Annotated in this window: 24 protein-coding genes; 16 read left to right on the top strand and 8 right to left on the bottom strand. The window is 64.2% G+C overall.

From position 1 onward, the window contains the following. Positions 1 to 2 precede the first annotated feature (2 nt). The 3 genes from AWB82_RS02335 to AWB82_RS02325 are packed head-to-tail and all read right to left on the bottom strand — an operon-like array spanning position 3 to position 2,301. Entirely contained in the window at positions 3 to 689 is a 687-nt protein-coding gene (locus AWB82_RS02335) for an HAD family hydrolase (protein ID WP_086965449.1), read from the bottom strand. Positions 690 to 726: 37 nt separating this feature from the next. Then, on the bottom strand, positions 727 to 1,905 hold the full coding sequence (locus tag AWB82_RS02330) for an MFS transporter (RefSeq protein WP_086965447.1): 1,179 nt from the start codon (positions 1,903 to 1,905) through the stop codon (positions 727 to 729). A 12-nt stretch (positions 1,906 to 1,917) separates the two neighbouring features. After that, positions 1,918 to 2,301: a VOC family protein gene (locus AWB82_RS02325; RefSeq protein WP_086965445.1), complete on the bottom strand. Its 384-nt coding sequence runs from the start codon at positions 2,299 to 2,301 to the stop codon at positions 1,918 to 1,920. Positions 2,302 to 2,413: 112 nt separating this feature from the next. Here AWB82_RS02325 and AWB82_RS02320 point away from each other — a divergent pair, with 112 nt between their 5' ends. From AWB82_RS02320 to AWB82_RS02255, 14 genes are all read left to right on the top strand, one after another. Continuing rightward, positions 2,414 to 3,385, top strand: a complete 972-nt coding sequence (locus AWB82_RS02320) for a LysR family transcriptional regulator (protein ID WP_086965443.1) — start codon at positions 2,414 to 2,416, stop codon at positions 3,383 to 3,385. A gap of 113 nt (positions 3,386 to 3,498) precedes the next feature. Beyond that, positions 3,499 to 4,860, top strand: a complete 1,362-nt coding sequence (gene miaB / locus AWB82_RS02315; protein WP_086965441.1) for a tRNA (N6-isopentenyl adenosine(37)-C2)-methylthiotransferase MiaB — start codon at positions 3,499 to 3,501, stop codon at positions 4,858 to 4,860. A 21-nt stretch (positions 4,861 to 4,881) separates the two neighbouring features. Further along, positions 4,882 to 6,000, top strand: coding sequence for a PhoH family protein (locus AWB82_RS02310; protein WP_086965439.1), 1,119 nt, complete (start codon positions 4,882 to 4,884; stop codon positions 5,998 to 6,000). Further along, positions 6,000 to 6,461: an rRNA maturation RNase YbeY gene (ybeY, locus tag AWB82_RS02305; protein ID WP_086965437.1), complete on the top strand. Its 462-nt coding sequence runs from the start codon at positions 6,000 to 6,002 to the stop codon at positions 6,459 to 6,461. Before AWB82_RS02310 ends, ybeY begins: the two co-directional genes overlap by 1 nt. 47 nt (positions 6,462 to 6,508) lie before the next feature. Further along, the gene (locus AWB82_RS02300) at positions 6,509 to 7,186 is read left to right on the top strand and encodes a gamma-glutamylcyclotransferase (RefSeq protein ID WP_407642967.1); all 678 of its coding nucleotides are present in this window, start codon (positions 6,509 to 6,511) and stop codon (positions 7,184 to 7,186) included. A gap of 201 nt (positions 7,187 to 7,387) precedes the next feature. Continuing rightward, the gene (locus AWB82_RS02295; RefSeq protein WP_086965435.1) at positions 7,388 to 8,293 is read left to right on the top strand and encodes an HlyC/CorC family transporter; all 906 of its coding nucleotides are present in this window, start codon (positions 7,388 to 7,390) and stop codon (positions 8,291 to 8,293) included. Between the two features lie 80 nt (positions 8,294 to 8,373). Continuing rightward, positions 8,374 to 10,050: an apolipoprotein N-acyltransferase gene (lnt, locus tag AWB82_RS02290; RefSeq protein WP_086965433.1), complete on the top strand. Its 1,677-nt coding sequence runs from the start codon at positions 8,374 to 8,376 to the stop codon at positions 10,048 to 10,050. Positions 10,051 to 10,232: 182 nt separating this feature from the next. Next, complete coding sequence (gene glyQ, locus AWB82_RS02285; RefSeq protein WP_086965431.1) at positions 10,233 to 11,252, top strand: glycine--tRNA ligase subunit alpha; 1,020 nt, start codon at positions 10,233 to 10,235, stop codon at positions 11,250 to 11,252. 17 nt (positions 11,253 to 11,269) lie between these two features. Beyond that, positions 11,270 to 13,369, top strand: coding sequence for a glycine--tRNA ligase subunit beta (gene glyS / locus AWB82_RS02280; RefSeq protein WP_086965429.1), 2,100 nt, complete (start codon positions 11,270 to 11,272; stop codon positions 13,367 to 13,369). 9 nt (positions 13,370 to 13,378) lie between these two features. Then, positions 13,379 to 13,951: a D-glycero-beta-D-manno-heptose 1,7-bisphosphate 7-phosphatase gene (gmhB, locus tag AWB82_RS02275; protein ID WP_086965427.1), complete on the top strand. Its 573-nt coding sequence runs from the start codon at positions 13,379 to 13,381 to the stop codon at positions 13,949 to 13,951. Between the two features lie 12 nt (positions 13,952 to 13,963). Further along, positions 13,964 to 14,737, top strand: coding sequence for a lysophospholipid acyltransferase family protein (locus tag AWB82_RS02270; RefSeq protein ID WP_086965425.1), 774 nt, complete (start codon positions 13,964 to 13,966; stop codon positions 14,735 to 14,737). Positions 14,738 to 14,820: 83 nt separating this feature from the next. Continuing rightward, positions 14,821 to 15,744, top strand: coding sequence for a M48 family metallopeptidase (locus AWB82_RS02265; protein WP_086965604.1), 924 nt, complete (start codon positions 14,821 to 14,823; stop codon positions 15,742 to 15,744). Positions 15,745 to 15,823: 79 nt separating this feature from the next. Continuing rightward, positions 15,824 to 16,210, top strand: coding sequence for a lactoylglutathione lyase (gloA, locus tag AWB82_RS02260; protein WP_086965423.1), 387 nt, complete (start codon positions 15,824 to 15,826; stop codon positions 16,208 to 16,210). Between the two features lie 201 nt (positions 16,211 to 16,411). Next, entirely contained in the window at positions 16,412 to 17,341 is a 930-nt protein-coding gene (locus AWB82_RS02255; protein WP_086965421.1) for a DMT family transporter, read from the top strand. Positions 17,342 to 17,347: 6 nt separating this feature from the next. On the opposite strand, the gene AWB82_RS02250 is transcribed toward AWB82_RS02255, so the two are convergent. Next, the gene (locus AWB82_RS02250; RefSeq protein WP_086965420.1) at positions 17,348 to 18,361 is read right to left on the bottom strand and encodes a DedA family protein/thiosulfate sulfurtransferase GlpE; all 1,014 of its coding nucleotides are present in this window, start codon (positions 18,359 to 18,361) and stop codon (positions 17,348 to 17,350) included. A 166-nt stretch (positions 18,362 to 18,527) separates the two neighbouring features. Here AWB82_RS02250 and AWB82_RS02245 point away from each other — a divergent pair, with 166 nt between their 5' ends. Next, the gene (locus AWB82_RS02245) at positions 18,528 to 19,388 is read left to right on the top strand and encodes an MBL fold metallo-hydrolase (RefSeq protein ID WP_086965418.1); all 861 of its coding nucleotides are present in this window, start codon (positions 18,528 to 18,530) and stop codon (positions 19,386 to 19,388) included. On the opposite strand, the gene AWB82_RS02240 is transcribed toward AWB82_RS02245, so the two are convergent. Further along, positions 19,385 to 20,020 (bottom strand): FadR/GntR family transcriptional regulator, encoded by a 636-nt coding sequence (locus tag AWB82_RS02240; protein WP_327343960.1) that lies wholly within the window; start codon positions 20,018 to 20,020, stop codon positions 19,385 to 19,387. The two genes, AWB82_RS02245 and AWB82_RS02240, sit on opposite strands and share 4 nt — an antisense overlap. Before the next feature lie 183 nt (positions 20,021 to 20,203). On the opposite strand from AWB82_RS02240, the gene dgoD reads away from it, so the two are divergent. Beyond that, entirely contained in the window at positions 20,204 to 21,352 is a 1,149-nt protein-coding gene (dgoD, locus tag AWB82_RS02235) for a galactonate dehydratase (RefSeq protein ID WP_086965414.1), read from the top strand. Positions 21,353 to 21,389: 37 nt separating this feature from the next. Here the strand turns inward: dgoD and pabB are convergent, their stop codons facing one another. From pabB to dnaK, 3 genes are all read right to left on the bottom strand, one after another. Further along, positions 21,390 to 23,177, bottom strand: coding sequence for an aminodeoxychorismate synthase component I (pabB, locus tag AWB82_RS02230; RefSeq protein ID WP_086965602.1), 1,788 nt, complete (start codon positions 23,175 to 23,177; stop codon positions 21,390 to 21,392). Between the two features lie 37 nt (positions 23,178 to 23,214). Next, positions 23,215 to 24,351, bottom strand: coding sequence for a molecular chaperone DnaJ (dnaJ, locus tag AWB82_RS02225; RefSeq protein ID WP_086965413.1), 1,137 nt, complete (start codon positions 24,349 to 24,351; stop codon positions 23,215 to 23,217). A gap of 233 nt (positions 24,352 to 24,584) precedes the next feature. Further along, on the bottom strand, positions 24,585 to 26,540 hold the full coding sequence (gene dnaK / locus AWB82_RS02220; protein ID WP_086965411.1) for a molecular chaperone DnaK: 1,956 nt from the start codon (positions 26,538 to 26,540) through the stop codon (positions 24,585 to 24,587). Positions 26,541 to 26,669: the final 129 nt, after the last annotated feature.

The raw sequence follows: 26,669 nt of genomic DNA, 5'->3' as shown, positions 1-26,669 counted from the left end.
GTCTAGGACAGCACGTCGCCGAAATCTCCGCGCACGCCCGCCGCGACGAGCGCGGGCAGTTCGTCCATGTGCTCCATGATCCGCGTGATGCCGGTTTCGCGCAGCACTTGCGCGTAGCCGGACGGAATATGACTCGCGCCGACGAACGCGATGGTCTTCATGCCCGCCGCGCGCGCCGCCGTCAATCCCGCGACACTGTCTTCCACGACGAGGCAGCGCTCGGGCGCGACATCGAGCGTGCGCGACGCGAGCAAATAGACGTCGGGATAAGGCTTGGGACGCTCGACCTGCTGCGCGCTGAACACGCGCGCGCCGACGACTTCGTCCAGCCCCGCGCGCCGCACCGACGCGCGCACGCGCTCCAGGCGGCTGTTCGACACGACCGCCACGGGCAGGCCGCAGCCTTCCAGCGCGGCGCGCACGCCGGCGATCGGCCCGACCGAGCGCGCCAGTTCCACTGCGACGCGCGCCTCGATCGTATCGACGAACTTCGGTGGCATAACAATGCCGAACTTCGTTTCCAAATGGGTCAGGAAGCGCGAGGTCTGCTGCCCGAAAGCCGTCTTGACGACCGGTTTGAAGTCGATGCCGGGAAACGTCTCGTTGAGCACGTCCAGCATCACGCGATCCGCGACGACTTCGCTATCGACGAGCACGCCGTCGCAATCGCAGATGAGATGTTCGATCATGTTGGCTCGAATTACGTTGAGCCAACATGATAAGCGTTCAACAAGCGTCGGCTGCTTTTACTTCGGATGTAATGCGCGGCGCGTCGAGTCGCGCGGCGAACCATGTCACCGCGAGCGCGGCGAGCGCGACCGCAGCCGCCGCCCACGGGAGCGCATCGAGGCCGTGACCGTGCGTCAGCACCGCGCCGCCGAGCCACGCGCCGCCCGCATTGCCGACGTTGAACGCGCCGATATTGAGCGTCGACGCCAGATTCGGCGCGTCTTTCGCCTTCTCGACGACGCGCGTCTGCAAGGGCGGCACCGTCGCGAACGCCGCGATGCCCCAGATGAAGATCGTCAGGATCGCGCCAATCTGGCTGTGGCTCGTCTTCGCGAACACGGCCATCACCACGGCGAGCGCGAACAGAATGCCCATCAGCGACGGCATCAGCGCGCGGTCCGCGAGCTTGCCGCCGATCGTATTGCCGATCGTCAGCCCGAGACCGAACAACACCAGAACCAGCGTAACGGCGCGCGGCGAGAATCCGCCCACCTGTTCGAGAATCGGCGCGATGTAGGTGAACACCACGAACACGCCGCCGAAACCGAGTACCGTCATCGTGAGCGCGAGCCAGACCTGGCCGTCGCGCAGCACGCGCACTTCCCGGCCGAGGCCGCTCGGCGCGGCGTCGTGCCGATTGGGCACGAGCGCGGTCACGCCGAGCGCGGAGAGCACGCCCAGACCGGCGACGATCCAGAACGTCGCGCGCCAGCCCAGCTCCTGGCCGACGAACGTCCCGAACGGCACGCCCAGCACGTTCGCGAGCGTGAGCCCGGTGAACATCAGCGCAATGGCGCTCGCACGCTTCTCGGCCGGCACGAGCGACGCCGCCACGACAGCGCCGATGCCGAAGAACGAGCCGTGAGCGAACGACGTCACGACGCGCGCGATCATCAGCAAGCCATAGTTCGGCGCGAGCGCGCACAACACGTTGCCGACGATGAACACGAGCATCAGCAGTTGCAGCGCGAGCTTGCGCGGCAGCTTGCTCGTGAGCACCGCGAGCAGCGGCGCGCCGACCGCGACGCCGAGCGCGTAGCCGGTGACGAGCAGGCCCGCCGACGGAATCGACACGGAAAGATCGTGCGCGACGTTGGGCAGGAGGCCCATGATGACGAACTCCGTCGTGCCGATGGCGAACGCGCTGATCGCCAGCGCGAGAAGTGGAAGAGGCATGATGACTCCAGATCAGGATTGAGCAGTCACGAATTCGACGACCACGCCCGGCGCGAGGCGCACGAAGAGCTGACGCTCGCGGGCGAGCGGCACTTCGGCGAATTGATAGGCGTAGCCGTGGCAATCGAGACGTTCGAGCAACGCGCGCCATTCGGCTTCGTCGTCGATGCGCAGCGCCAGATGGTCGATGCGCGCCCCGCCCGCCCGTTCCGCCGACGCCGATCCGGCCGCGCCCGATGCGATCAGATGCACCGCCGGCCGCGCGCCGAGATACAGCCAGTAGCCGGCGACGCCGAAAGGCGGCCGCGGCCCGGTGCGCATGCCGGCGATATCGACGAAAAAGCGCATGAACGCATCGCAATCCGGCGCAACGATGGTGACGTGGTCGAGTTGCATGTCGTGTCTGCTCCCTCAAGGGTTTACGCTGAAGCGAATTCTGCGGGCAGCGCAATGTTTTGAGAATTGGCCTACGCTTTGAATCATTCTCAAAGCGGATTTGAAAATGACGATGGATCGGCTCGGCGACATGCGCCTTTTCGTGGAAGCGGCGGCGGCGGGAAGCCTCTCGGCGGCGGGACGCAAGCTCGGACTTTCGCCGGCGGCGGCGAGCGCGCGGCTCATCAAGCTGGAAAAGGCGCTGCACACGCGACTCTTCGAGCGCACCACGCGCCAGTTGCGCGTAACGGACGAAGGCCGCATGTATCTGGTGCATTGCCGGATCGCGCTGCAGGCGATCGACGATGCCGAAGCCGCGCTGCAGGCCGGCCAGAACGTCGTGCGCGGCAAGGTGCGCATTTCCGCGACGTCGAATTTCGGGCGCTCGATGCTGCGCGGCTGGCTCGACGAGTTCAGCGCGTTGCATCCGGATGTGAAGTTCGCGCTGACGCTATCGGATTCGGTGTCGAATCTCTTACTGGAAGAAATCGATCTCGCGATCCGCTTCGGCGCCCCGCCCGATAGCGGACTCGCCGCCCGCGCGCTCGCGCCGAATCGCCGCGTGTTGTGCGCATCGCCCGGCTATCTCGCGCGCAAGGGCGCGCCCCAAACGCCCGCCGATCTGATCGGGCACGATTTCGTCGTGGTGGTCACGGCGAACGGGCCGCTCAACGAGTTAACTTTCGTGCGCGGCGACGAGCGTTACGCGTACACGATTCCGCTCGCCGACGCCTGGGAAACCAACGACGGCGCGATGACGCGCGCGTGGGCGCTCGCGGGCCACGGCATCGCGCATAAATCGATCTGGGATATCGCCGCCGACGTGCGCGCCGGCACGCTGCAAATGGTGCTGCCCGACTGGTGTACGCACGAGGCCGCCGTGCACGCTCTCTTTCACGCCAATCGCTACATGGCTCCGCGCGTGCGCGTGCTGCTCGACTTTCTGGTCGAGCGTTTCGAAAAAACGACGAACGAACTGCTCGGCGATCTGGCTTATCCGCCCGACATGCGCGGGCAACGTCCGAGATGGCGGCCAGAGCTATAATATTGGGCCAAATACAGTAAAAAGCGGTGCAGATCAGCGTAAATGCGCCGCAACTCCCTTTTCAATCTCTTATATAGCGCCCCCAGGTTAACCACTGCGACCGGCGACGATTCATGACCAAAAAAGTTTATGTAAAGACCTTCGGCTGCCAGATGAACGAGTACGACTCCGACAAAATGGTCGACGTGCTCGGCGCGGCGGAAGGACTCGTCAAGACGGACACGCCCGAAGACGCGGACGTCATTTTGTTCAACACGTGCTCCGTGCGCGAGAAGGCCCAGGAGAAAGTGTTCTCCGATCTCGGCCGCGTGCGGGAGCTGAAGGAAGCGAATCCGAATCTGCTGATCGGCGTCGGCGGTTGCGTCGCGAGCCAGGAAGGCGCGTCGATCGTCGCGCGCGCGCCGTATGTCGATCTCGTTTTCGGCCCGCAAACGCTGCATCGCCTGCCCGCGATGATCGATCAGCGCCGCGCCACCGGCCGCGCGCAGATCGACATCTCGTTCCCGGAAATCGAGAAGTTCGATCATCTGCCGCCCGCGCGCATCGACGGCCCGAGCGCGTTCGTGTCGATCATGGAAGGCTGCAGCAAGTACTGCAGCTATTGCGTCGTGCCGTACACGCGCGGTGAGGAAGTGTCGCGTCCGCTCGACGACGTGCTCACCGAAATCGCCGGCCTCGCCGATCAGGGCGTGCGCGAAGTCACGCTGCTCGGCCAGAACGTGAACGCCTATCGCGGCGCGCTCTCGCTCGGTTCGCACGAGATCGCGGACTTCGCGACGCTCATCGAGTACGTCGCGGACATTCCGGGCATCGAACGCATTCGCTATACGACTTCGCATCCGAAGGAATTCACGCAGCGCCTCATCGACACCTACGCGAAAGTGCCGAAGCTCGTCTCGCATCTGCATTTGCCGGTGCAGCACGGCTCGGATCGCATTCTTATGGCGATGAAGCGCGGCTACACCGTGCTCGAATACAAGTCGGTCATCCGCAAGCTTCGCGCGATCCGTCCGGACTTGTCGCTCTCCACGGATTTCATCGTCGGCTTTCCCGGCGAGACCGAGGACGATTTCAACAAGATGATGACGCTCGTCGACGAGATGAGCTACGACACGAGCTTTTCGTTCATTTACAGCCCGCGCCCCGGCACGCCGGCCGCGAATCTGCATGACGACACGCCGCGCGAGGTCAAGCTCAAGCGTCTGCAACATTTGCAGGCGACGATCGAGACCAACGTGCAGCGCATCAGCGAATCGATGGTCGGAAAGGTCGAACGCATTCTGGTCGAGCGCCCGGCGCGCAAGGATCCGAACGAGCTCGCGGGACGCACGCAGAACAACCGCGTCGTCAATTTCCCGGCGCCGGCCGAGTCGCACGCGCGGCTGACCGGCCAGATGATCGACGTGAAAATCGTCCATGCGTATCCGCACTCGCTGCGCGGCGAGCTGGTCATGACGCCCGATCTGACGCACTAAAGACAGGAACCCTAGTTCACTTTGAAGAACGCTCCTACGCAGCACCTGGAATTCACCGCACCGCGCGAGGACAACGCGCGGCTCGCCAACCTCTGCGGCCCGCTCGATGAAAATCTGCGGCAGATCGAGCAGGCGCTCGACGTGACGCTTTCGCGTCGCGGCCACAAGATCGCGATTCGCGGCCGTGGCGCGAAGGTCGCGCTCGCGGCGCTCGAAAACTTCTACAACCGCGCGCGCGATCCGATTACCGTCGACGACATCCAGCTCGCCCTCGTCGAGGCCAGTCATGCGACGCGTCGCGCCAAAGACGCGCGCGAAGCCAACGGCGAAGAAGGCGAGGCCGATCCGCGTTTTCGTGGCGATCCGGATCATCCGTTCGATGAGCCGAGCGCGACGATCGATCTCGGCGAAGACGAAGACCACGGGCCGAAGCTCTACACGCGCCGCGCCGATCTTCGCGGACGCACGCCCGCGCAGCGCGAGTATCTGAAGCAGATCATCGCGCACGACGTGACGTTCGGCATCGGGCCGGCGGGCACGGGCAAGACCTATCTCGCGGTTGCATGCGCGGTCGATGCGCTGGAGCGCGATCAGGTCAAGCGCATCGTGCTGACGCGCCCGGCCGTCGAAGCGGGCGAGCGGCTCGGCTTTCTGCCGGGCGATCTCGCGCAGAAGGTCGATCCGTATCTGCGCCCGCTCTACGACGCGCTTTACGATCTGCTCGGCTTCGACAAGACCGCGAAGATGTTCGAGCGCCAGATGATCGAAATCGCGCCGCTCGCGTACATGCGCGGGCGCACGCTGAATCACGCGTTCATCATTCTCGACGAGGCGCAGAACACCACGCCCGAGCAGATGAAAATGTTCCTCACGCGTATCGGCTTCGGCTCGAAGGCGGTCGTCACCGGCGACACGACGCAGGTCGACTTGCCGCGCGGCCACAAGAGCGGGCTGATCGAGGCGCAGCACGTGCTGGCGGAAGTGCGCGGTATCGCGATTACCCATTTCACGTCGGCGGACGTGGTGAGGCATCCGCTCGTCGCGCGCATCGTCGAAGCTTACGACGCGCAATCGCAGAAAGACGCGGCGCTCGCCGAGGCCGCGCGCGCCGCTCAACAGCAATCGCAGAAGCCCGAATAATGCCGCGCCTCACGCTGAGCTTGCAGTTCCCCGCGGCGAAAGCGTATCCGTCGCACAAGGCGATCCTGCCGCGCGCGACGGTCGCGCGCTGGATCAAGGCTGCGCTTTTCGCCGACGCCGAGCTGACCGTGCGCTTCGTCGACGAGGAAGAAGGCCGGATGCTCAACCGCACATATCGGCAGAAGGATTACGCGACGAACGTGCTGACCTTCGCGTATGCGGAATCGGAAGAAGATCCCGTCGCGGGCGATCTGATTCTGTGTTGCCCGGTCGTCGAGCGCGAGGCCGCCGAACAGGGCAAGCCGCTCGCCGCGCATTACGCGCATCTGATCGTCCACGGCACGCTCCATGCGCAAGGCTACGACCACGAAGTCGAAAGCGAAGCGCAGGAGATGGAATCCATCGAGACGGATATCATGCAGTCTCTGGGATTTTCCGATCCTTACGTGCCTTTGACCTGAAGCCGGTCCGATGTCCTCGATGCCTTGAAAGCGCCGTGAACGACAAGCTGCCCGAACCCACGCAAACCGCTTCACTTTCTGACATTGCCCCGGCGTGCTGCGCCGGCTATCCGCCCGCGCTCGGCGACTCGGCGCTGTGGACGGACGCGCAGCTCGCGGCGTCGCGCGAGGCGACGTTCGCGCATTGGGACGGCAAGTCGGACGTCTGGCTCTTCGGCTACGGATCGCTGATCTGGAATCCCGGCCTGCCGACGGTCGAAGCCGTGCGCGGAAAAGTGCATGGCTATCATCGCGGGCTTTATTTGTGGTCGCGCGTGAATCGCGGCACGCCGGAGCAGCCGGGCCTCGTGCTCGCGCTCGATCGCGGCGGATCGTGCACCGGCATGGCGTTTCGTCTCGACGGCATCGGCGCGACCGAACATCTCGACGTGCTGTGGCGCCGCGAAATGGCGATGGGCTCGTACCGCCCCGCCTGGCTGCCCTGCACGCTCGCGGACGGACGGCGCGTCGACGCGCTCGCATTCGTCATGCGGCGCGATGTGGCCTCCTACACCGGCAAGCTCGCCGATCCAGTCGTGCGCACCGTGCTTGGCTGCGCGAGCGGCCGCTATGGCACGACGCTGGATTACGTCAGCCGGACCGTCGAGGCGTTGCGCGAAAGCGGCATGCCGGATCGGGCGCTGGAGGCGCTGTTGCAGCGCTGCCGGGCGCAGGGCAATCGATGACGCGCGTGCTTTTTGCCCGCGCATGATTTTCGCGCCGCATATCGTCCGTTCGGCCAACGTTTCGGGCTGGACATACTTCTCGCATATTTATCGGCTAGCATGGCTCATGTCATGCGCGCCGTGCCACGCAGCCCGCATTTTGCCTTGGTGTATGCTTAACTTTCCGCTAACCCGCGCCCGGGAACTCCCGGGCGCTCCGCTATGAACGATCCCTATCCCAGTCGACGCCACACCGACAAACCGCAAGAAAAGCGCTCGCTTCTCGAACGCTTGACGGATTTCATCTCGCACGAGCCCGAATCGCGCGGCGAACTACTCGAAGTGCTTCAGGATGCGCACGAGCGCAACCTGCTCGACGCCGATTCGCTTTCGATGATCGAAGGCGTCTTCCAGGTGTCCGATCTCTGCGCGCGCGACATCATGATTCCGCGCGCCCAGATGGACGCCATCAACATCGCGGAAACGCCCGCCGAATTCATCCCCTTCGTGCTCGACAAAGCGCACTCGCGCTATCCCGTGTACGAAGGCAATCGCGACAACATCATCGGCGTGCTGCTCGCGAAAGACCTCCTGCGCTATTACGCCGAAGAAGAATTCGACGTGCGCGGCATGCTGCGCCCCGCCGTGTTCATTCCCGAATCGAAGCGCCTGAACGTGCTGCTGCACGACTTTCGCGTGAACCGCAATCACATCGCGATCGTCGTCGATGAATACGGCGGCGTCGCCGGCCTCATCACGATCGAGGACGTGCTGGAGCAGATCGTCGGCGACATCGAGGACGAATACGACTTCGACGAGGAAGCCGGCAACATCATCGCGACGCCCGACGGCAAGTTTCGCGTGCGCGCGCTAACCGGCATCGAACAGTTCAACGAGGAATTCGGCGCCGATTTCTCCGACGACGAAGTCGATACCATCGGCGGTCTCGTCACGCATCACTTCGGGCGCGTGCCGCATCGCGGCGAGAAAGTGCGCATCGACGAATTCGTGTTCGAGATCCAGCGCGGCGATGCCCGCCAGATTCACGTTCTTCTCGTGCGGCGCGTGCCGAATCTCGCGCAGCAACATCACCACGCGGGCGACGACGAAGACGAACTGCGCGACTAAGCGCTTCGCGGGCGTCGAAACCGAACGGCGCCCGCCCTCATTCCTTCACCCGCTTTTCAGATTCATCTCGACCTTCATCAATGGCCGATTCATCGTTTCGCTCGTTATTCCGTCAACGTGCCGCGTCCGCGGCTTCCGCCACGTCCGTATCGCCGCGCGCATTGCCGTTCTGGCATTACCTGGTCGCCGCCGTGCTCGGCGCGGTCAACACGCTCTCCTTCGCGCCGACGCCGCACGGCGGGTGGATCGAACTCGTCATCTTCGCGTTGTTTTTCGCGTGGCTCTCGCGCACGAACGGCTGGAAGAGCGCCGCCGCGACCGGCTGGGCGTTCGGCTTCGGCAACTTCGTGACGGGCGTGTGGTGGCTGTACATCAGCATGCATGTGTACGGCGGCATGGCCGCGCCGCTCGCCGCCACCGCCGTCGCGTTGTTCTCGCTGTATCTCGCGATCTATCCGGCCTTGTCGAGCGTCGTCTGGTCGTTAGTCGCGGGCCGCGCGCGCTTCGGCGATGAAGACGCCGCCACCGCACGCGACATCGAGACATCGCCCCGCAATGCGCCGACATGGCACGGCGCGTTTGCGTTCGCGAGCGCATGGGCGCTCGGCGAATGGCTGCGTGGCCTCGTCTTCACCGGCTTTCCGTGGCTCGCGAGCGGTTATGCGCAAGTCGACGGGCCGCTCAAGGGCTTCGGCGCGATCGCGGGCGTATATGGCGTCGGCTGGGTGCTCGCGCTCGTCGCCGCGCTTATCGTGGAGGCGGTGTATCACTTGCGCAAAACGCAGCGGCTCGCGTTCGCGCCGGGCATCGCGGCCATCGCGCTGATCGTCGCGGGCATGCTGCTATCGCTCGTCGAATGGACGACGCCCGCCAACGCGCCGCTCGATGTGCGTCTGCTGCAAGGCAACGTGAAGCAGGAGATGAAGTTCGAGCAAGCGGGCGTCGATGAATCGCTCGCGCTCTATAAGCGGCTCATCACCGCGAAGCCGGCCGATCTGATCGTCACGCCGGAAACCGCGCTGCCGGTGCTGTCGGTGCAGATTCCGCAAGACTTCGCCGTGGCGATACGCAATTTCGCCGACGACACGAACTCCTCGATTCTCTTCGGCGCGATCGGCGTCTCGATTCTTCCCGACGGCCGCGCGACCGATTTCACCAACAGCCTCTTCGGTGTTACGCCGCACGTGAACGGCGTCTTCCGCTACGACAAACATCATCTCGTGCCCTTCGGCGAGTTCGTGCCGCTCGGTTTCCACTGGTTCGTGCGCATGATGGGCATTCCGCTCGGCGATCTCGCGCGCGGGCCGAGCGTGCAGCAAGCGTTCATGGTGCACAACCAGCCGATCGCCGTCGATATCTGCTACGAGGACATCTTCGGCGAAGAGATCGCGCGCACGATCCGCGAACAGGAAACGCCCGCGGGCATTCTCGTCAACTCGACGAATCTCGCATGGTTCGGCAATACGATCGCGCTTGACCAGCATCTTCAGATCGCGCGGATGCGTTCGATCGAAACCGGCCGGCCGATGCTGCGTTCGACCAACACCGGCATGACGGCGGTGATCGCGGCCAACGGCGATGTCGTGTCGAAGCTGCCTACGTTCACCACGGGCGTGCTCGAAGCGCGCGTGCAAGGGACGTCGGGCCGCACGCCATATGTGACGAGCGGAAACATGACGGTGATCGCGATCTCGCTGATTTTGCTCGCGTTCGGGTTCGCGTTCGCGCCGAGCAGAAAACGTTCGGGCACACGCTGAACATCGGTTGAAACGAAGCCGCGTTGCACCCTGCGACGCGGCTCGCGCGGCCCGCCCTCCTCCCAAAAAGCCGCACCCGCTCCTGCGTTCGGCTAAAATTCCACGTTTCAGCACTTCGGCCGAGCTTCCGAGTCGCGTCGTCACGACGATGTCCGCGCCGCGTTCGCCCGCATAAGGCAATCATGCTCACTTTCCAGCAAATCATTCTGACGCTGCAGTCCTACTGGAACGAGAAGGGCTGCGCGCTCCTCCAGCCGATCGACATGGAAGTCGGCGCAGGCACCTCGCACGTCCATACGTTCCTGCGCGCAATCGGCCCGGAGCCGTGGCGCGCGGCCTATGTTCAACCGTCGCGCCGCCCGAAGGACGGTCGCTACGGCGAGAATCCGAACCGCCTGCAGCACTACTATCAGTATCAGGTCGTGCTCAAGCCCGCGCCGGAAAACATCCTCGATCTGTACCTCGGCTCGCTCGAAGCGCTCGGCTTCGACTTGAAGCAGAACGACGTGCGCTTCGTCGAGGACGACTGGGAAAACCCGACGCTCGGCGCCTGGGGTCTCGGCTGGGAAGTGTGGCTCAACGGCATGGAAGTGACGCAGTTCACCTATTTCCAGCAAGCGGGCGGCATCGATTGCAAGCCCGTGCTCGGCGAAATCACCTACGGTCTCGAACGCCTCGCGATGTACCTGCAGAAGGTCGAGAACGTGTACGACCTCGTCTGGACCGAGTGGGAAGAAGACGGCCCGGACGGCCCCGTTCTGCGTCAACTGAGCTACGGCGACGTGTATCACCAGAACGAAGTCGAGCAGTCCACGTACAACTTCGAGCACGCGAACGTCGATCTGCTGTTCACGTTCTTCAAGAGCTACGAAGAAGAAGCGAAGAAGATGATCGACGCGAAGCTCGCGCTGCCCGCGTATGAGCTCGTGCTGAAGGCCGGCCACACGTTCAATCTGCTCGACGCGCGCGGCGCCATTTCCGTGACGGAGCGCGCGGCGTATATCGGCCGCATTCGCGTGTTGTCGCGCCTCGTCGCGCAGGCTTATTACGAGTCGCGTGAAGCGCTCGGCTTCCCGATGCTCGGCAATCCGGTCAAGGGCGATCGCGATCTCATCAGCGACGAGCAGGAAGCGCAGCGCCCCGCATGGGCGCCGCCGCTCCGAGTGGAAAGCTCGCCCACGGGCAACAACGAACAGGTTTGACGAGGCTCGACAGAACAATGACGCAATCCAACCACGCTTCTCTGCTCGTCGAGCTGCTCACCGAAGAACTGCCGCCGAAAGCGCTCGCGCGTCTCGGCACCGCTTTCGCTGAAGGCATCGTCGAACGTCTCGCCTCGCGCGATCTGATCGACGGCGCGCCTTCGTTCGAGAAGTACGCCACGCCGCGCCGCCTCGCCGTGCTCATCAGAAACGTGCGCGATGTCGCGCCGGAAAAGCAGGTGCGCGAAAAGGTCCTGCCGGTGACGGTCGCGCTCGATAAGGAAGGCAATCCCACGCCGCCGCTCGCGAAGAAACTCGCGGCTCTCGGCTTTCCCGACTTCCCCCTCGCCGAACTCGAACGCGCGCAGGACGGCAAGGCCGAAGCCTTCTTCCTGCGCTACGCCGCGCCGGGCGCGACGCTCGCCGACGGCCTGCAGGCCGCGCTCGACGAAACCCTCGGCAAGCTGCCGATTCCGAAGGTCATGACCTACCAGCGTCCGGACGGCACCAGCGTGCAGTTCGTGCGTCCCGTGCAGCGCCTGGTCGCGATGCACGGCCGCAACGTCGTGCCGGTCAGCGCGCTCGGCGTCGACTCGGTCGACACGACCATCGGTCATCGTTTCATGTCGGAAGGCTTCGTCGCGATCGCTCATGCCGATGACTACGCCGACACGTTGCGCCACAAGGGCCGCGTCGTCGCCAATTTCGACGATCGCCGCGAATCGATCCGCACGCAGCTGCAGGCCTTCGCGGGCGAAGATCGCGTCGTGATGCCCGAAGCGCTGCTCGACGAAGTGAACGCGCTCGTCGAATGGCCGGTCGTCTACGAATGCCGCTTCGACGAGGAATTCCTGCAAGTGCCGCAGGAATGTCTCATCCTGACGATGCAGACGAACCAGAAATATTTCGCGCTCACGGACCCGAACGGCAAGCTGCGCTCGCGCTTCCTGATCGTGTCGAATATCGATACGAAGACGCCGGGCGAGATCGTCGAAGGCAACCAGCGCGTCGTGCGCCCGCGCCTCGCCGACGCGAAGTTCTTCTTCACGCAGGACAAGAAAAAGCGCCTCGAAGACCGCGTGCCGCTGCTCGCGAACGTCGTGTATCACAACAAGCTCGGCTCGGCCCTGCAACGCGTGGAGCGTCTCGAAGCGCTCGCGGGCGAGATCGCGCCGATGGTCGGCGTCGACCCGGCATTGACGCGCCGCGCCGCGCGTCTCGCCAAGGCGGACCTGCTGACCGATATGGTCGGCGAATTCCCCGAACTGCAAGGCACGATGGGCACGTACTACGCGCGTCACGACGGCGAGCCGGAAGAAGTCGCGCTCGCGTGCTCGGAGCACTATCAGCCGCGCTTCTCGGGCGACGAAACGCCGTCGACGGGCGTCGGCGCCGCGGTCGCGCTCGCGGACAAGCTGGAAACGATCGTCGGCATCTGGGGCATCGGGCTCGCGCCCACGGGGGAGAAAGACCCGTTCGCGCTGCGCCGTCACGCGCTGGGCGTCTTGCGCATCCTGCTGGAAAAGAAGCTGCCAGTCGATCTGCGCGATCTCGTCGGCGCGGCGCAACGCCAGTTCGCGGGCATGCCGCAAGTCGCCGATTCGACCGAAGCCATCTACGCGTTCTTCCTCGATCGGCTGCGCGGTCTGTTGCGCGAGCGCGGCTTCGAAGCGAACGATATCGAAGCGGTGCTGAGCCTGAATCCGACGCGTCTCGACGACATCGTCGCGCGCCTCGACGCCGTGCGCGAATTCGCGGCGCTGCCCGAAGCCGCGTCGCTCGCGGCGGCCAACAAGCGCATCTCGAACATTCTCAGGAAGTCGGAGCAAGGCGCGCCGTCGGCGGTGAACAAGGCGCTGCTCGTCGAAGCGGCCGAGAAGAACCTGTACGCGCAGATTGAGCAAGTGAGCCCGCGCGTGCAGAGCCAGCTCGCCGCGCGCAACTATACGGAAGCGTTGAGCGCGCTCGCCGCGCTGCGCGAGTCCGTCGATACGTTCTTCAACGACGTGATGGTGAACGCGGAAGACGCCGACTTGCGCCGCAATCGGCTCGCATTGCTCAACGCATTGCATCAGCAGATGAACTGCGTCGCCGACATCTCGAAGCTCGCCGCCTGACGCGCCGCCATGGTCATGAACAGAAAACTGGTCATCCTCGATCGCGACGGCGTGATCAACGTCGATTCCGATGCGTTCATCAAGTCGCCGGACGAATGGGTCGCGATTCCCGGCAGCCTCGAAGCCATCGCGCGGCTGAATCAGTCGGGCTATCGCGTGGCGATCGCATCGAATCAGTCGGGCATCGGCCGCGGTCTCTTCGACATGGCCGCGCTCAACGCAATGCATCAGAAGATGAATCGCGCGGCCGCGGCCGTTGGCGGGCGTATCGACGCGGTGTTTTTCTGCCCGCACACGGCGGAAGATCAGTGCGATTGCAGAAAGCCAAAACCCGGCATGTTGCAGCAGATCATCGACCGCTTCGAGATCGATCCCGAAGACACGCCTGTCGTCGGCGATTCGCTGCGCGATCTGCAGGCGGGCGCGGCGCTCGGCTTTCCCGTGCATCTCGTGCTGACCGGCAAAGGCGAAAAGACGCTCAAGGAAGGCCAGTTGCCCGAAGGCACCGTCGTTCACAAAGACTTGCGCGCGTTCGCGCTCGACTTCCTCGCGCGGCATCAGGACCGCTCCGCGGCTCAGTAACATCGAGACTCCATGCGCTTCATCCGTTCGTTGCTGTTCATGCTTTATCTCATCGTGTACACGGTGCCGTACGCGATCGCCTGCTTCATCGCGTTTCCGTTCATGCGCGCCGACAAGCGTTACTGGATGGCCGCCGGCTGGTGCAAATCGACGATCGTCGTGCTGCGGTATCTGATCGGCATTCGCTACACGATCGAAGGCATGGAGAATCTGCCCAACGGGCCCGCCGTGCTGCTGTCGAAGCATCAGTCGGCATGGGAGACGGTCGCGTTTCCCGCGCTGATGCCGCGACCGCTTTGCTACGTGTTCAAGCGCGAACTGCTCTTTGTGCCTTTCTTCGGCTGGGCGCTCGGACTCCTGAAAATGGTGCACATCGACCGCAAGCAGGGCCGCGACGCGTTCACGTCGGTCACGCGCCAGGGCCGCGCGCGCATGGACGAAGGCGCGTGGGTCATCATGTTTCCCGAAGGCACGCGCACGCGCGTCGGCAGCCAGGGCAAGTACAAGACGGGCGGCGCGCGTTTCGCCGTGGCAACCGGTGCGCCGGTCGTGCCGATCGCGCACAACGCGGGGCACGTGTGGCCACGCAATTCGTTCATCAAATATCCGGGTATAGTCACGGTGTCTGTCGGCAAGCCGATCGATACGGCCGGCCTCACACCCGAGGAAGTGAACGAGCGCGTCGAGATCTGGATCGAGGCGGAAATGCGCCGCATCGATCCTCACGCTTACGCCGCGTCGAACGCGCAGCCGGGTGAAGCCGGCGCTGCGGGCGCGGGCCGCTGACGCGGCCGGCGTTCGAATCGAGCTGCGGCGTGCCCTACTCTTTCTTCTCGTCATTCCTGCGCCGCGAGCGCAAAGCGGAGCCGATGCGGAAAGCCCCATCGCGACAGCGTCCCGCCGTCGCGCTCGATACTCTGCAACTCGATCTGCCGTTCGAGCATGCGCCGGCTTACTCCGGCGCGACGCCCGCGAACGGACCGGCTCCGCTGCGCGGCGAAGTCCCCGCCGCCGATCCCGCTCCCGTCCCGACGCCCACCGCTCCGGCGCCGCCGCTGCCGCTGCCCGATGGCGTGCGCCTGCGCCGCATCGTGCTCAAGGCGGGCGCGCTCGAATACCGGTTGAGGCGTTCGTCGCGGCGCACGATCGGCTTCTGCATCGACGGCACCGGGCTTACGATCACCGCGCCGCGCTGGGTGACGATCGCGGATATCGAAAGCGCGATCCTCGACAAGCAGAACTGGATCGTCAGGAAGCTCACCGAATGGCAGACGCGCGTCGAGCAACGCGCGCTGCCGCGCATCGAATGGAAGGACGGCGCGCAGCTTCCGTTTCTCGGCAAGACGATCAGCGTGGCGCTGACGGCGGCAAGCGCGCTCTCGTTCGATGACGAGACCAGCGTGCTCACGCTTCCCCTGCCCGCGCTCGCCGACGCGCAGCAGATCAAGGATCGCGTGCAAGGCTGGCTGCAAAGCGAAGCGAAGCGCATTTTCGGCGCGCGGCTCGCGGTCTATGCGGCGAAGCTCGGCGTCGAGTATCGGGCGTATGCGCTGTCGTCGGCGGCGACGCGCTGGGGCAGTTGCTCCAGCGACGGCAAGATCCGCCTGAACTGGCGGCTCATCCATTTCCCGATGTCGATCATCGACTACGTCGTCGCGCACGAGCTCGCGCATCTGCGCGAAATGAACCACAGCCCGCGCTTCTGGCAGACGGTCGAATCGATATTCCCCGAGTTCCGCGAGGCGCGGCATACGCTGAAGCATCATCCGCCGGACCTGTTGCCGGCGCTCTGAGCGTCGTCAGCGCGCAAAAAGCGTCGACGGTACAATTTCTTTCCTGTCCCCCCGCAAACCCACAAACAGGAATCCCACCATGCGACTCCTCCACACGATGCTGCGCGTCGGCGACCTGCAGCGTTCCATCGACTTCTACACTCGCATTCTCGGCATGAAAGTGCTGCGTCAAAGCGAAAACACCGAGTACAAGTACACGCTCGCGTTCGTCGGCTACGGCCCGGAAAGCGAGAACAGCGTGCTCGAACTGACCTATAACTGGGGCACCGAAAAGTACGATCTCGGCACGGCATACGGCCATATCGCGCTCGAAGTCGACGACGCCGCTAACGCGTGCGAGCGCATCCGGGAGGCAGGCGGCAAGGTCACGCGCGAAGCGGGTCCCGTGAAGGGCGGCACGACGGTGATCGCGTTCGTCGAAGATCCGGACGGCTACAAGGTCGAGCTCATCGAAAGGCATTCCTGATTCACGCATGATTCACGCATGACTCACGCATAAGCTCGCGCCGCGCATCCGTCGCGGCGCACGACACCTGCGCAATTCCACGGGCCCGACCCGGCCTTTCACCCTCGCGGCCGGTTCGCTGGCACAATCGACGCTCCAAATCAGTGCATGCCGATGTGCGCGTCACGTCGGCTCTCTCCAGCCACGCTTGCCCGACAGCCGATGAGCACGCCGACCCTCGCCCTGCGCCGCGCCCCCGACGCCACCGCCGTCATCGTGATGATCGCCTTGTGCGGCGCGTGGGGATTCCAGCAAGTCGCGATCAAGGAAGCGAACGCATCGATTCCGCCAATGCTGCAGGCCGGCATCCGCTCGACGATCGCAACGGTGCTCGTATGGATCTGGACGCGCACACGCGGCGTGCCGCTCTTCCAGCGCGACGACACGCTACCCGCTGGACTGCTCGCGGGCTTGCTGTTCGGCGGCGAGTTCGTCTGCATCTTTTTCGGCCTGAGTCTCACCACGGCGACGCGCATGGCCGTGTTTCTCTACACCGCGCCCTGCTTCACCGCGCTCGGTCTCCACTGGTTCGTCGCGGGCGAGCGGCTCTCGCGCACGCAGTGGAGCGGCATCGTGCTGGCGTTCTGCGGCATCGCGCTCGCGTTCGCCGACGGCTTTCTGCACGGCAATGCCCACAGCGCGTCGACGTTGCAAGGCGTCGCGGGCGACGCGCTCGGCATCATGGCCGGCATCTTCTGGGCCGCGACGACCGTGGTCGTGCGCGCGTCCACGCTGGCGCATGCGAGCGCGAGCAAGACGCTCTTCTATCAACTGGCGGTGTCGGCGGTTTTGCTGCTTGCGCTGGCGGCGGGAATTGGACAGACGCACGTCGAAGCCGTATCTGCGCTCGCGCTCGCGAGTCTCGCGTATCAGGCGATCGTCGTTGCGTTCATCAGCTATCTGACGTGGTTCTGGCTGCTCACGCGCTACATGGCGTCGCGGCTTTCGGTGTTTTCGTTTCTCACGCCGATCTTCGGCGTCACCTTCGGCGTGCTTCTGCTCGGCGAGCATTTCACCGCGCGCTTCATGATCGCGGCGGCGATGGTGCTCGCGGGCATCGCGCTGGTGAACCGGCCGGCGCCGCGCAGCTAAGGTCGGTCATTCCGGCGCGGTCGCGCGGATCGTGATCATGTCGCGATCGATGTCGTCGTGACTGGCCGGCACGTGCGCATGCTCCGCCGGAATCGGCTCGGTCGGATAGCCGTGCTTTTCCCACGCATCGAGCCCGCCCTTCAACGGGCGAACTTGTTTGAAGCCCTTCGCCCGCAACTTCCGCGCAATGTTCTTCGCGGTGGCCTCGTTCGGGCACACGCAATACACGACCACCTCGTGCTCCGCATACAACTGATCGACGCGATCCGGCGAATCGAGATCCAGCGCGATCGCGCCCGCGATGCGATGTGGCTCGCGACGGCGAATGTCCGCCGGGCGCGCGTCGTAGATCACGGGCGGCGTGTCGGTGCGCATCATCGCGTCGAGCTGGTCGGGCGTGATGTGAAACTTCGCGAGCCACTGGCGAAACTGCTCGCGCCTGATCCATCGATACAGCACGAAGCCGAGCGCGACCATCACGAAAACGTCGATCACCGTCGCGCCGTTGGCCCGCACCAGCACGAGGAGCCGTCCGAGTTGCTCCTGCAGCGCCGCGCCGCCGAGCATCCAGGCGCTCGCCCACGCCGTCGCGCCGATAAGATCCCACAACACGAAGACGTGCACTGCGATCTGCGTGGTGCCGAGCAACGGCGCCGACACGAGCCCGAGCCCCGGCACGAACTTCGACAGCGCGAGCAGCGGCACGCCGAAGCGCTCGAACCAGCGGCGCGCGGTGCGCAGCGTCGAATCGATCGAAAGCGAAAAGCGCACGAGCGAATTCAGAAAGCTCCGACCGTAGAGACGGCCCGCGGTGAACCACAAGGAATCGGCAAGCAGGACGGCGAGCACCGCGGCCAGGAGCATCTGCCAGAACGGCACGTTGCCGGCGGCGACGAGCGTGCCGGCGAGAATCAACATCGGCGCGGCGGGGACCGGCACGCCGAGTTGCGTCGCGAGGACGCTGACGAAGACGGCCCACGCGCCCCAGGACGACGCAAGCGCAGTCGGGACGTGCGGCATTCGAACCTCTTGATGAGCTTTCGTAGGAGTGACAGCCGGCGTTTGATGCACGGCACAAAGGGTTACACTGTATCGCGATCCTGACAAAAACGCCCAATCGATCCGGGCGAAAGAAGCACGGATTGACGCGCGGCAAAGCGCCGCAAGGCCGCCCGGGGGAACCAGCGTGCAAGCGATCACTCAGCCTTTCTTCGATATCGACACCGGCACGATGACGTATGTCGTCTACGAGGCGCCCGGCTCGGCGGGGGCAATCGTCGATCCCGTGCTCGACTACGATCCCAAAGCCGCGCGCACGTCGACCGAATCCGCCGATGCGGTCATCGCGTTCGTGCGCGAATCGCAACTTTCCGTCGAATGGATTCTGGAAACGCACGCGCACGCCGACCATCTTTCGGCGGCGCCTTATCTGAAGCGCACGCTTGGCGGAAAGACCGGGATCGGCGAGTCGATATGCGCGGTGCAGGGCGTGTTCAAGAAGATCTTCGATCTCGAACCGGAGTTTCAGCTCGACGGCTCGCAGTTCGATCATCTCTTTGCCGATGGCGAGCGCTTCATGATCGGCGAGATCGAGGCCACCGCGCTCTTCGTGCCGGGGCACACGCCCGCCGACATGGCGTATCGGATCGGCGACGCGGTGTTCGTCGGCGACACGCTCTTCATGCCGGACCTGGGCACCGCGCGCTGCGATTTTCCGGGCGGCAGCGCGCGCCGGCTGTATCGATCGATTCAACGTCTGCTCGCGCTCGATCCCGACACGCGGATTTTCGTGTGTCACGACTATCCGCCCGAGACGCGTGGCCCGCAATGGCAAACCACGGTGCGCGAGCAGAGTGAGAAAAACATTCACGTAGGCGGCGGCAAGACCGAGGACGAGTTCGTCGCGATGCGCGAGGCGCGCGACGCGACCCTCGGCATGCCCACGCTCATCCTGCCCGCGATTCAGGTGAACATCCGCGCCGGCCACTTTCCCGAAGCGGCGGGCAACGGCACGACCTATCTGAAGATTCCGCTGAACGCGTTCTAGCCTTCGATTCTGCCGCGCGTCACGCCGAGCAGACCGGCCATGGCGCGGCGCGCAGCGTTCGAATCGCGTGCGATGATCGCTTCGAAAACCGCCGTATGTTCCGCGAGCGATGCGTTGTACACGTCGGCGCGCTTCGCATTCAGGCGCAACTGGCCTTCGAGCGTGCGCTCAATCAGCGCGCCGAGCGGAATGAGCAATTCGTTGCTGCATGCGGCGAGCACGCCCAGATGGAAGTCGAGATCGGCGCGCACCCATTCGTCGACGTTCTGCGCGTCCGCCATCGCCCGATGTGCGCGCGTGAGGCGCTCGCGGGTGTGTTCCTCGTGGTTTTCGGCGGCGAGCGCGGCGGCGTATGGCTCGATCATCTCGCGCATTTCCTGAAGCTTGAGCGCGAATTGCAGCGGCGGCGCGACGCGCGAGTACCAGTCGAGCATGTCGGCGTCGAGCAGATTCCACGCATTCTGGGCGCGCACGCGCGTGCCGACTTTCGGGCGCGACTCGACGAGCCCTTTCGACGTGAGCGTGCGCAACGCCTCGCGTAGCACCGTGCGGCTCACGCCGAAGCGCTCCATCAGTTCCGCTTCGCGCGGCAGCGGCGAGCCCGGCGCGAAGTCGCCGCGCAAAATCGCCATGCCCAGTTCATGCGTCACGCGGCCATGCAGATCGCGGTAAATAATCGTCTTCCTCCACGTTTGAGAAGGATTATCGGGTATTCGACTGATGTTTGGTAAGTCTCAATATCTGTCGAATAATACTATTAATATGCCTAAATCACCGGTTTTTGCTACCATGTAAAACCCTTCAGGAGACGCTCAATGAAAATCACGAAACTTGAGACCTTCATCGTTCCGCCGCGCTGGTGCTTCCTCAAGATCGAAACCGACGAGGGCATCACGGGCTGGGGCGAGCCGGTCGTCGAAGGCCGCGCGCACACGGTCGCCGCCGCCGTCGATGAACTCGCCGACTATCTCGTCGGCCGCGACCCGCGTCATATCGAAGACCTCTGGCAGGTGATGTATCGCTCCGGCTTCTATCGCGGCGGTCCCATCGGCATGAGCGCGATCGCGGGCGTCGATCAGGCGCTGTGGGACATTCTCGGCAAGCATCATGGCGTGCCGGTTCACGCGCTGCTCGGCGGTCAGGTGCGCGACAAGATCAAGGTGTATTCGTGGATCGGCGGCGACCGGCCAAGCGATGTCGCGAACAACGCGCGCGCCGTGGTGGAGCGCGGCTTCAAGGCCGTGAAGATGAACGGCTCGGAAGAACTGCAGATCATCGATACCTTCGACAAGGTGCAGGGCGTGATCGACAACGTGCGCGCGGTGCGCGAGGCGGTCGGGCCGAACGTTGGCATCGGCGTCGATTTTCATGGACGCGTGCACAAGCCGATGGCGAAGGTGCTCGCCAAAGAGCTCGATCCGTTCAAGCTGATGTTCATCGAAGAGCCGGTGCTTTCGGAGAACGTCGAGGCGTTGCGCGATATCGTCAACCAGACGAGCACGCCGATCGCGCTCGGCGAGCGGCTCTATTCGCGCTGGGACTTCAAGCACATTCTGGCGGGCGGCTACGTCGACATCATTCAGCCGGACGCATCGCACGCGGGCGGCATCACCGAATGCCGCAAGATCGCGACGATGGCCGAAGCCTATGATGTCGCGCTCGCGCTCCATTGCCCGCTCGGTCCGATCGCGCTCGCGACCTGCCTGCAGATCGACGCGGTCAGCTACAACGCGTTCATCCAGGAACAGAGCCTCGGCATTCACTACAACAAGGGCAACGACCTGCTCGATTACATCAGGAATCCGGAAGTCTTCAAGTACGAAGACGGCATGGTGTCGATCCCGCAGGGACCGGGGCTCGGTATCGAAGTGAACGAGGAGAAGGTGCGCGAAATGGCGAAGGTCGGCCATCGCTGGCGCAATCCGGTGTGGCGTCACGCGGACGGCAGCGTCGCCGAATGGTGATCGTGTCGTGCTGACTGCGCGCTGTTCTAACGCGCGGTCAGCGTTTCAGACGAGCCTTGACCGCGCCGCGTAGCGCATTGCTGATGAGCAGATCTTCGGCTTCGAGCAAGTCGTCGGGCGTGAGCGTGCGTTCGACGGCGCCGAGTTCTTCGATCGATACCGCGCGCATCACGCCCGGCAACACGCCGGCTCCGATGGGCGGCGTGCACCACTCGCCGTCGAGTTTCACGAAGACGTTCGAGCGGCCGCCTTCGGTCAACTCGCCGCGTTCGTTGACGAACAACATGTCGAACGCGCCTTCGGCTTCGGCCGCTTTCCACGCGCGATCGTAGTCGGCGCGGCGCGTCGTCTTGTGTCCGAGGAGCGGATCGGCGGAATCTTTCGGCGCGAATCCTCGATCCGACGCCAGCAAGACGTTCACCGTATCCGAGGGCAACGGCGCAAGCGGCGCACTCGTTATCGTGACGCGCCCGCTCTTGTCCAGCGCGATGCGCATGCGATACGGCTTTTCGGCCTCGAATCCCGCGCAATGCACGGCGACTTGCGTGTCGAGCGCGCGCGCGTCGAAGGCAAAGCCGAGGTACGCCGCGCTGCCCTTCAGCCGCGCTGCGTGACGCGCGTAATGGCGCACGCCCTCATCGCGCGTCGCGAAGGTCGTTTCGAAGAGTTCGAAGCCGGGGTCCGCGCCGGTCAGAAAGCGTGCTTTCAACAGACACTCCTCGTATTCGTCGGCGGCGACGCTGTCGAGCACGATGCCCGCGCCGATGCCGAGCACGCCGCGCCGCGCGGCCGCGTCGATGACGAGCGTGCGAATCGCCACCGACATGCAGAAGTCGCCGCTCGCATCGAGCCATCCGATCGCGCCGGTGTAGAGACCGCGCGGCGTGCTCTCGATTTCGTCGATCAGTTGCATCGTTCGGTACTTCGGCGCGCCGGTGATCGAGCCGCACGGAAAGAGCGCGCGCACGATGCCCGCGAACGACGTGCCGGGAATCACGCGCGCTTCGATCGTCGAGGTCATCTGCCACACCGACGCATACGGCTCGACCGAAAACAGCGCGGGCACGTTCACCGAACCCGTGACCGCCACGCGCGACATGTCGTTGCGCAACAGATCGACGATCATCACGTTCTCGGCGCGATTCTTCGGATCGAGGCGCAACGTTTCCGGATCGGCCTCGCGCGGCGCGGTGCCTTTCATCGGCCGCGCGCGCAGCAGATCGCCATGCTTTTCGACGAACAACTCCGGCGAGCACGACACGACCGATCTGCCATCGGGCAACGCGATGAACGCGCCGTAATGCACGGCCTGGCGCTCACGCAATCGCCGATACAACGCGAGCGGCGTGCCGAACACATCGAAGTTCAGCCGATACGTGTAGTTGATCTGATACGACTCGCCTTCGCGCAATGCGTCGTGCACGGCGGCGATGGCGGCATCGAATTCGCCGCGCGTAACGCTCGGTTCGATGCCCGCCACGCCCGCCGTGTCTTCGTCGCCCGTGGATTCGAGCCACACGTCCACTTCACCGCGCGACAAGTGCGCGCAATCGCGGAACATGAGCACGCGCAGTGCATGCTCTTCGCCACGCCCGATTTCGCCGAACTGGAGATTGCGCCCGAACTCGTAATCCGCGACGACGAGCGCGTGCAAACCGCTCTGCAAATCGCGCGCATTCTCGGCACACACCGCATCGAGATCGCGCGCGTTCACGCACACGCGTTCGCGCACGAAGTCCGTGTACAAACGACTCGACCGCCTTTCGGCGGTCGCGTCGCAATCGTCGAGCAGCGCGAACACCGCGCTGCGCTCTTCCGTTTTCATCGTCATGCTCGCACAACGTACGACGCACTCGACCGCATTAGTCGAAGAAACTCTTCACGCGGTCGAACCAGCTCTTGCTTTGCGGACTATGCCGCGCGCCGCCCTCGACGAGCGATTTCTCGAACTGCTTGAGCAGATCGCGCTGCGTGTCGGTGAGCTTGATCGGCGTTTCGACCTGCACATGCACATACAGATCGCCGGCGATACTCGAACGCAAACCCTTGATGCCCTTCCCACGCAGACGGAACGTCTTGCCCGACTGCGTGCCTTCCGGCACCGTGAAGCTCGCGCGGCCCGCCAGTGTGGGCACTTCGATCTCCCCGCCGAGCGCCGCCGTCGTGAACGGAATAGGCATCTGGCAATGCAGGTCGTCGCCGTCGCGCTCGAACACCGAGTGCTGCTTGATGTGGATTTCCACATACAGATCGCCGCTCGGACCACCGTTGATGCCCGGCTCGCCGTTGCCCGCCGAGCGGATACGCATGCCGTCGTCGATGCCCGCCGGAATCTTCACTTCCAGCGTCTTCGTTTCCTTCACCTTGCCCGCGCCGTGGCAGTTCGCGCACGGTTCGGGAACGTAGCTGCCGCTGCCATGACACTTCGGGCACGTCTGCTGGATGCTGAAAAAGCCCTGCGACATGCGCACCTGGCCTTGACCGTGGCAGGTCGGGCAGGTTTCGGGCTTCGTGCCCGGCTTCGCGCCCGAGCCGTGGCAGATGTTGCAGTTGACCCAGCTCGGCACGCGAATCTGCGTGTCGTAGCCGTGCGCCGCCTGCTCCAGCGTGATCTCCATGCTGTAACGCAAGTCCGCGCCGCGATACACCTGCGGCCCGCCGCGCCCGCCGCGCGCTGCGCCGCCCGCCGCTTGTCCGAAGATGTCGCCGAAGATATCGCCGAAGGCATCGGCGAAACCGCCGAAGCCTTGCGCGCCCGCGCCCGCCATGTTCGGATCGACGCCCGCGTGCCCGTACTGATCGTACGCGGCGCGCTTCTGCTGGTCGGAGAGCATTTCGTAGGCTTCTTTCCCTTCCTTGAAATTCTCTTCCGCCTTCTTGTTGTCCGGATTGCGGTCAGGGTGATACTTCATCGCGAGCTTGCGATACGCCTTCTTGATCTCTTCGTCGCTCGCGTTCTTCGCGACGCCCAGAACGTCGTAGTAATCCCGTTTCGCCATGTCGGTTCAATGCCGCCGCGCTTGAGCGCGCCGGTTCCTGTCAGATGCTGCGGGTACGGTTGCCACCCGCGCGTAAAACCTGTTGCGCCTCGCCACAAGCAAGGCGCCTCTAAAAACAACGTGCCCGGAGAGCCGAAAAGCTCGCCAGGCGCGTTCCACGTCAGACGCCAACGCGTCCCGGTGATACCACCGAAAAGCGCGTGAATGTCGCCACTCACGCGCCCGATTCGGCGTTAGTCCTTCTTCACTTCCTTGAAGTCGGCGTCGACGACATCGTCGTGCTGCTGGCTCGCGCCCGCGTCCGCCGAAGCGCCCGCGCCCGCCGCACCAGCGGCCGCGCTCGCCGCGCCCTGCTGCGCCTGCATGTCGGCGTACATCTTTTCGCCGAGCTTCTGCGAAGCCTGAGACAGCGTCTCGATCTTCGCTTCGATCGTGGCCTTGTCGCTCGAACCGCTCTTCAGCGTGTCTTCGAGATCCTTCAGCGCCGCTTCGATCTTTTCCTTCTCCGCCGCGTCGACCTTGTCGCCGTACTCCGCGACAGCCTTCTTCGTGCTGTGAACCAGCGCGTCGCCCTGGTTGCGCGCGTCGGCCAGCTCGCGCAGCTTGTGATCTTCCTCGGCGTTGGCTTCGGCGTCCTTCACCATCTTGTCGATTTCAGCGTCCGTCAGACCCGAGTTCGCCTTGATGGTGATCTTGTTTTCCTTGCCCGTCGCCTTGTCCTTCGCGCCGACGTGCAGAATGCCGTTCGCGTCGATGTCGAAGGTCACTTCGATCTGCGGCGTGCCGCGCGGTGCCGGCGGAATGCCTTCGAGGTTGAATTCGCCGAGCAGCTTGTTGCCCACGGCCATTTCACGCTCGCCCTGGAACACCTTGATCGTCACGGCGCCCTGGTTGTCGTCCGCCGTCGAATACACTTGCGCGTGCTTCGTCGGGATGGTCGTGTTCTTGTTGATCATCTTCGTCATCACGCCGCCGAGCGTCTCGATGCCGAGCGAAAGCGGAGTCACGTCGAGCAGCAGAACGTCCTTGCGGTCGCCCGACAGAACCTGACCCTGAATCGCGGCGCCCACGGCAACCGCTTCGTCCGGGTTCACGTCACGGCGCGGGTCCTTGCCGAAGAACTCCTTCACCTTTTCCTGCACCTTCGGCATACGCGTCATGCCGCCGACGAGAATCACGTCGTCGATGTCGCCGACCTTCACGCCCGCATCCTTGATGGCGATGCGGCACGGTTCGATCGTGCGCTCGATCAGCTCTTCGACGAGCGCTTCGAGCTTCGCGCGGGTGAACTTGAGGTTCAAGTGCTTCGGACCGGATGCATCCGCCGTGATGTACGGCAGGTTGATGTCGGTCTGAGCCGTCGACGACAGTTCGATCTTCGCCTTTTCAGCAGCTTCCTTCAGGCGTTGCAGCGCGAGCACGTCCTTCGACAGGTCGACGCCCTGCTCCTTCTTGAACTCGCCGATGATGTAATCGATGATGCGCTGGTCGAAGTCTTCACCGCCGAGGAACGTGTCGCCGTTCGTCGAGAGCACTTCGAACTGCATTTCGCCGTCCACGTCCGCGATCTCGATGATCGACATGTCGAACGTGCCGCCGCCCAGGTCGAACACCGCGATCTTGCGGTCGCCCTTTTCGGCCTTGTCCAGACCGAACGCGAGCGCGGCCGCGGTCGGCTCGTTGATGATGCGCTTCACTTCCAGACCGGCGATGCGGCCCGCGTCCTTCGTTGCCTGACGCTGGCTGTCGTTGAAGTACGCCGGCACCGTGATGACGGCTTCCGTCACCGGCTCGCCGAGGTAGTCTTCGGCGGTCTTCTTCATCTTGCGGAGCACTTCGGCCGAAACCTGCGACGGCGCGAGGCTCTTGCCATGCGCTTCGACCCATGCGTCGCCGTTGTCGTGCTTGACGATCTTGTAGGGCATCAGGTTGATGTCCTTCTGCACTTCCTTCTCTTCGAAGCGGCGGCCGATCAGGCGCTTGACCGCGTACAGCGTGTTACGCGGATTCGTGACCGACTGGCGCTTTGCAGGCGCGCCGACGAGGATCTCGTTGTCATCCATGTACGCGATGATCGACGGCGTGGTGCGCGCGCCTTCCGAGTTCTCGATGACCTTGACCTGATTGCCTTCCATCAACGCCACGCACGAGTTCGTGGTGCCGAGGTCGATACCGATGATTCTGCCCATTTTTTATACTCTCCTAGCTTTGATCGCATTGGCGTTGCGGCCGGCGGTGTGTCGTGCCTGACGCCGGCTTTTGCCGATTTACCGGGCCGAACGCCCAAAATTCATACCTGTACGCAAGATAAGTGCGCC

Source organism: Caballeronia glebae, from assembly GCF_001545035.1.
Taxonomy (GTDB): Bacteria; Pseudomonadota; Gammaproteobacteria; order Burkholderiales; family Burkholderiaceae; genus Caballeronia; species Caballeronia glebae.
This window is presented reverse-complemented; position numbering and strand designations above follow the sequence as displayed.